At 44.0% G+C, this 5,167-nt stretch carries 4 protein-coding genes and 1 tRNA gene; 4 read left to right on the forward strand and 1 reads right to left on the reverse strand.

The genetic code is table 11. The annotated features are described in order from the left end of the window. Positions 1–514: 514 nt before the first annotated feature. The 4 genes from murA (at position 515) to OSCI_RS11100 (ending at position 4,467) form a co-directional block, all read left to right on the forward strand. A complete protein-coding gene (gene murA, locus OSCI_RS11090) occupies positions 515–1,924 on the forward strand; it encodes a UDP-N-acetylglucosamine 1-carboxyvinyltransferase (RefSeq protein WP_007355034.1) in 1,410 nt (469 codons plus the stop codon). 68 nt (positions 1,925–1,992) lie between these two features. Then, complete coding sequence (locus OSCI_RS28410; RefSeq protein WP_007355035.1) at positions 1,993–2,868, forward strand: M48 family metallopeptidase; 876 nt, start codon at positions 1,993–1,995, stop codon at positions 2,866–2,868. Further along, a tRNA-Leu gene (locus OSCI_RS11095) sits at positions 2,847–2,928 on the forward strand. The genes OSCI_RS28410 and OSCI_RS11095 overlap by 22 nt, the downstream gene beginning before the upstream one ends. Positions 2,929–3,279: 351 nt before the next feature. Beyond that, positions 3,280–4,467 carry a glycosyltransferase family 61 protein gene (locus tag OSCI_RS11100; RefSeq protein ID WP_007355037.1) on the forward strand — a complete coding sequence of 396 codons (1,188 nt, stop codon included), beginning with the start codon at positions 3,280–3,282 and terminating at the stop codon, positions 4,465–4,467. A 455-nt stretch (positions 4,468–4,922) separates the two neighbouring features. Here OSCI_RS11100 and OSCI_RS11110 read toward each other — a convergent pair. Next, positions 4,923–5,167: MerR family DNA-binding protein (locus OSCI_RS11110; protein ID WP_039962137.1), on the reverse strand; the 245-nt coding region annotated here is incomplete at its 5' end.

Raw genomic sequence — 5,167 nt, forward strand, 5'->3', positions numbered from 1 at the left:
ACCTAATTAAATCATAAATACCAGACTATTTCACCTCGTAGTCCCTAAGAAACTTTCTATATTTTTATTAAAAAACCAACACCCCCTGCTCTCACGATCGCCCTCACGTAGTCTAATTTAGAAGCAACAACAAAGCACATTACCTAAGCAATTCAGATTCTATTCCCTTCTTCCCTTTCTTCCCTTTCTTCCCCTAGCCCCTAGCCCCTAGCCCCTAACCGCTGAAAGCGGTTGCTATTCCACAGAATAAAAAAAGTCCCCAAGCGCCCATTGAGGCGATCGCGGCAAAAAAAGTTAAAACTTTAAAATTTAAAATTATGATTTTATCAACAGCGATCGCGGACAACAAACCCAAGTCCCTCCGACTGAAAGCCTTTATCCTCTAGTAAAAACCCAACTCTTAAACTTTTAATTTTTAATTTTCAATTTTTAATTTTTAATTACTCCTTGTGGCTTACCCCCTAGACATTTGAAATCTTTCCGGTAAAATCGAAACCAAAATTAAATAATCTAAATGAACCGACCAATTCAGGAGGATAGACCTATTACACGCGCTCTGAACACATCAAATCTCTCAACATCATCCGAAACCGACAGTGCCGTACTGCAAATTAGAGGTCGAGCTCCTCTGCACGGGCACGTCAAAATTAGCGGAGCCAAAAACTCAGCTCTAGTAGCGATGGCCGGTGCCTTGCTCTGTCCCGCAGATTGCCGCATCCGCAACGTTCCCTCTCTAGTTGACGTAGCTCGCATGAGCCAAATCCTATCCGCAGTGGGAGTGAAGCTAGAGCGGCACGGCGATATTATGGACATCAACGCCAGCTATCTAGGAGAATACCAAGCCCCCTACGAGTTAGTCAGCCAACTCCGAGCTAGTTTCTTCATCATTGGCCCCCTATTGGCTCGTCTAGGGGTTGCCAGAGTGCCTTTGCCAGGTGGATGCGCGATCGGTGCCAGACCCGTAGAACTCCACGTCCGGGGCCTCCAAGCTCTCGGTGCAGAAGTCCACATCGAACATGGAATGGTTCACGCCTACGTCCCCGGAACCAACCGCCGCTTAAAAGGAGGAAAAATTTACCTCGACTACCCCAGTGTGGGAGCGACTGAGACCTTGATGATGGCGGCTACCCTCGCTGATGGGGAAACAATCATTGAAAATGCCGCTCAAGAACCAGAAGTCACGGATTTGGCTAATTTCTGCCGCGCGATGGGAGCCAAAATTCAAGGTGCTGGTAGCAATACCATCGTGATTTCAGGCGTACCCAGCCTGCATTCCGTAGACTATTCAATTATTCCCGATCGCATTGAGGCAGGGACATTTTTAGTCGCAGGGGCAATTACTCACTCGGAAATAAGTTTATCCCCAGTCATACCCGATCAGATGACTGCGGTAATTTCCAAATTGCAGACAATGGGAGCCAAGATTATTACTGAAGCACCTGACTGTCTGCGGATAATTCCTGGTGTCGCTCATCTAGCTACAGATATTGAAACTCTACCCTATCCAGGTTTTCCGACGGATATGCAGGCTCAGTTTATGGCTTTGCTGACTCTGAGCGAAGGGGATAGCATGATTAAAGAAACGGTGTTCGAGAACCGCTTGCGCCACGTAGCTGAGTTAAATCGCATGGGTGCTGATATTCGAGTTAAAGGCAATGTCGCCATTGTTAGAGGTGTGCCGATGTTATCTGGTGCTCCTGTAGTGGCTACTGATTTACGAGCTTCAGCAGCTTTAGTGCTTGCGGGTCTTGCCGCACAAGGCACAACTTCTATTCGCGGCTTGCAGCATCTCGATCGCGGCTACGAGCAGCTAGAGGTAAAATTGCAAAAACTCGGAGCTCAATTGCACCGCGTAGATGAGGGCGGAGAGGCAGCCAGTGCTCCTGTCCCACCCAATCCTGTGCAATCGGGATTAAACTACTAAACTGTTAATTGTTAACGGTTAACACTTAACCGTTAACTGTTAACTGTCTTGGATCTTTAAATAGCAATATGGGTTTCTCACATACACCGCTAATCGGCTTGAAAGCAGACCAATTCCGGCATCCGTTGGATTTGGAAGCGACTAATGCTCTCAAGCAACTCCCTGGTTTGGATTTGATAGTGCGGCAACTCTTGGGGCCCCTTGGCGAGCAGTTTTTTCTGCTGGAGAATTTGGCTTCTGGGGTTTTAGTGGGGGAGAATCAGTTGCCCCATTTGCACCAATTGCTTTTGGATGCTTGCAAAACTCTGGATTTGGAACCCCCGCAGTTATACGTGCGCCAGAATCCAGTGCCTAATGCTTATACTTTTGCGATGCGGGGGAGACAGCCTTTTGTGGTTCTGCATACTTCTCTGATCGATTTGCTGACTCTGGAGGAAGTTCAGGCGGTGATTGCCCATGAATTGGGTCATCTGAAGTGCGAACATGGGGTTTACTTGACTTTGGCTAATTTGATCGTATTGGCAGCAGGTCAGGTTTCGCCAATTGGTGCTTTGATCGTGCAGGGGTTGCAGGCTCAGATTTTGGAGTGGTTGCGTTGTGCAGAATTTACGTGCGATCGCGCGGCTTTACTTGCTACTCAAGACCCAAAGGTGGTAGTATCACTATTGATGAAGTTGGCTGGAGGTTCGCCGAGTTTGGCTCCTTCCCTAAATGTGGATGCGTTTTTGGCTCAAGCTCGTGCCTACGATGACATCAGTAACACTCAGTTGGGGGATTTGCTCAAGCAAGCTCAGACGGCTAACTTGACCCATCCTGTGCCTGTTTTAAGGGCGCGAGAGATCGATCGCTGGGGCAGCACTCAAGATTATCAAGGTCTTGTGCAAAATCGATCTTCTGTGTATAATGAAAAAGTCAATCCCAAGGGCGGGTGGCGAAACTGGTAGACGCACCACACTCAAAATGTGGCACCGAAAGGTATGAGAGTTCGATTCTCTCCCCGCCCACTAAAAAATCTTAATCTGCAACCGCTTTCTGCCTTTAGGGGCTAGGTGAAGAAGGGGCTAGGGGCTAGGGGCTAGGGGCTAGGGAAGAAGGGGAAGAGAATATAGGGGCTCCGATGCTCCGATGCTCCGTTGCTCCGATGCTCCGTTGCTTAGGGAAGAAGGGGAGGAGAATAAAAGTAAGGGGCTCGGCGCGATCGCTCAGCCGAACGTTGCGATCGATTATAATTTCCTAATAGTCTTGGCAGTTGTTATATGTCTGGCTAGTAGGTTGGGTGGAGCGTAGCGTAACCTAACATCAAAGTTTAGTTAACGATTAACAGTTATAGTAACCGCTTTCGTAGGTGAAAACTTATGCCAAATTCACTCACTAGCAACTTTCAGAAAAGTTATCTTCGAGATTTCGCTGCAAAAATATACAATAAGCTTAAGTATCTGATTAAGATTTATATCCTCTTAAAACCTTACGCCAGAGGAGTTATTCAACTCAGTATTGATAATGCCGATCGATATTTTGGTAAAGACCGAGATATCAAAATTCATAAATTAGTCAGTCATGAAGATATACCTATTCAACCCGCAAAATTTTTAGAAGGTGATTTTTTAGAAATCATTACTCCTTTTAAAAATGAAGTTGAATCGGTAATGATAGATGCCAGAAAAGAAGGCTTTTCTTTTGCCAACAATCACATTATCACTCCAGAGCTAAAGGTGATATATGAGAAAGATATTGAATTTGAACAACTGCCAATATACAGAGAGGAACTGCCCCTAAACTATCAAAAACTATCTGGGACAGTTGCCTACTTATCAAATACAATGCCTCAGAATTATGGGCATTGGTTTTTCTATACTTTGCCGATGCTAGAAATCTATTGGAAATATATCGATAAACAAGAAATTGATTATTACTATATAGGTGATTCCCTAGCAAATTTCCAAAGAGAAACCCTTGTTGCACTTGGCATAAAAGAAGAACAAGTAGTTACTTTTCCCTGTAAACCTGATAGAGCAATTACTTGTGTGATTGACAGAAAGATACAAAACAACGGTCATAAATACCCAACTATTTTTGGCTACAGATTGGCTAGAAGCCTATTTGTACCTGAAGAAAATTATTCAAGTAGTAAATATCCAAAACGTTTATATATAAAACGCGGTAAGGTAGACCATCGCGAGGTAATCAATGACAATGAAGTTGTAGAATACTTAGAAAGTATCGGCTTTGAATCATTGACAATGCAGGGGAGAACAATACAGGAGCAAGCTGAAATATATTACAATGCAGATGTTATCATCTCTGTCTGTGGTTCGGCTTTAACAAATTTAATGTTTATCCGGGAAAATATCACAGTTATTGAAATTTTTCCTTTCGGTTATTTAGATGGTTTCTTTTATGCTCTAGCCAGTTATGCTCAGGCTAATTATTTTTATATCATTGGGGAAGAAATTCCTAATAATCCTACAGCACCACATTTCTCAAATCTAACTGTTAATATTAATAAGTTAAAACAAATCTGTAAATTAGCCGATTTGGTGTAAGTTTTTAAGCATTGTCGTCATTGCTTAGTAATTCTGTCGTCATTGCGAGCGAAGCAATCGCCTAGTCTCTGCGATTGCTTCGCTTCGCTCACAATGACAATAAGGGGGGGTTGTAAACCCGGAGTTGGTATTACAGAATAAGTAGAAGGTAGAGAGTAGACCGTTTGCTGTTGAGTCTGTCTCGTCTGGGTAACAAAATTTCAAAAACTCTTGATCTTTTCCAAGAGTGCTGTATATAATAAAAAAAGCGATACAGCTTAGCTTAAAAAGGACAAACTATGAGACTAAAAAGTTGGGAGTCTCCCCGTAACGAGGGCAGGAACTCCAAAGGTAGAGGCGGATCGGCGAGAGCTCGACAGCTCAAAAAGCAAAATCAAACTCTGCGAAAACAGCTAAAAGCACAAAACAATCAAAACAATCAAGGGAAGAGAACATCGGTTCTCTTCCTTTATTTTTTATCGTTCCAGTTGAATATTCGGGCAAATAGTGCGGCTAACGCGCTCAGCAGAGGGTCGCTCTTGCCAGTTATGAAGGATTCCTTGTAACTCCGCTTTCAAAGCTTCTAGGGCCTCAATTTGTTGAGCGATCGCCTCTACCTTGGTTTCTAAATGCCGCTTCACTTCCCCACAGGGTAGCTGACCGCGATCGCGAATGTCTAAAATATCTTTAATTTCGCTGAGACTTAAGCCTAGAGATTGCC

Origin of the sequence: Kamptonema sp. PCC 6506 (assembly GCF_000180455.1) — a bacterium.
In the GTDB taxonomy this organism is placed as follows: Bacteria; Cyanobacteriota; Cyanobacteriia; order Cyanobacteriales; family Microcoleaceae; genus Kamptonema; species Kamptonema formosum.

Bases quoted from the DNA above. Each gene is read 5' to 3' on its own strand.
- murA (WP_007355034.1), top strand. From the start codon at position 515: ATGAACCGACCAATTCAGGAGGATAGACCTATTACACGCGCTCTGAAC.
- OSCI_RS28410 (WP_007355035.1), top strand. From the start codon at position 1,993: ATGGGTTTCTCACATACACCGCTAATCGGCTTGAAAGCAGACCAATTC.
- OSCI_RS11100 (WP_007355037.1), top strand. From the start codon at position 3,280: ATGCCAAATTCACTCACTAGCAACTTTCAGAAAAGTTATCTTCGAGAT.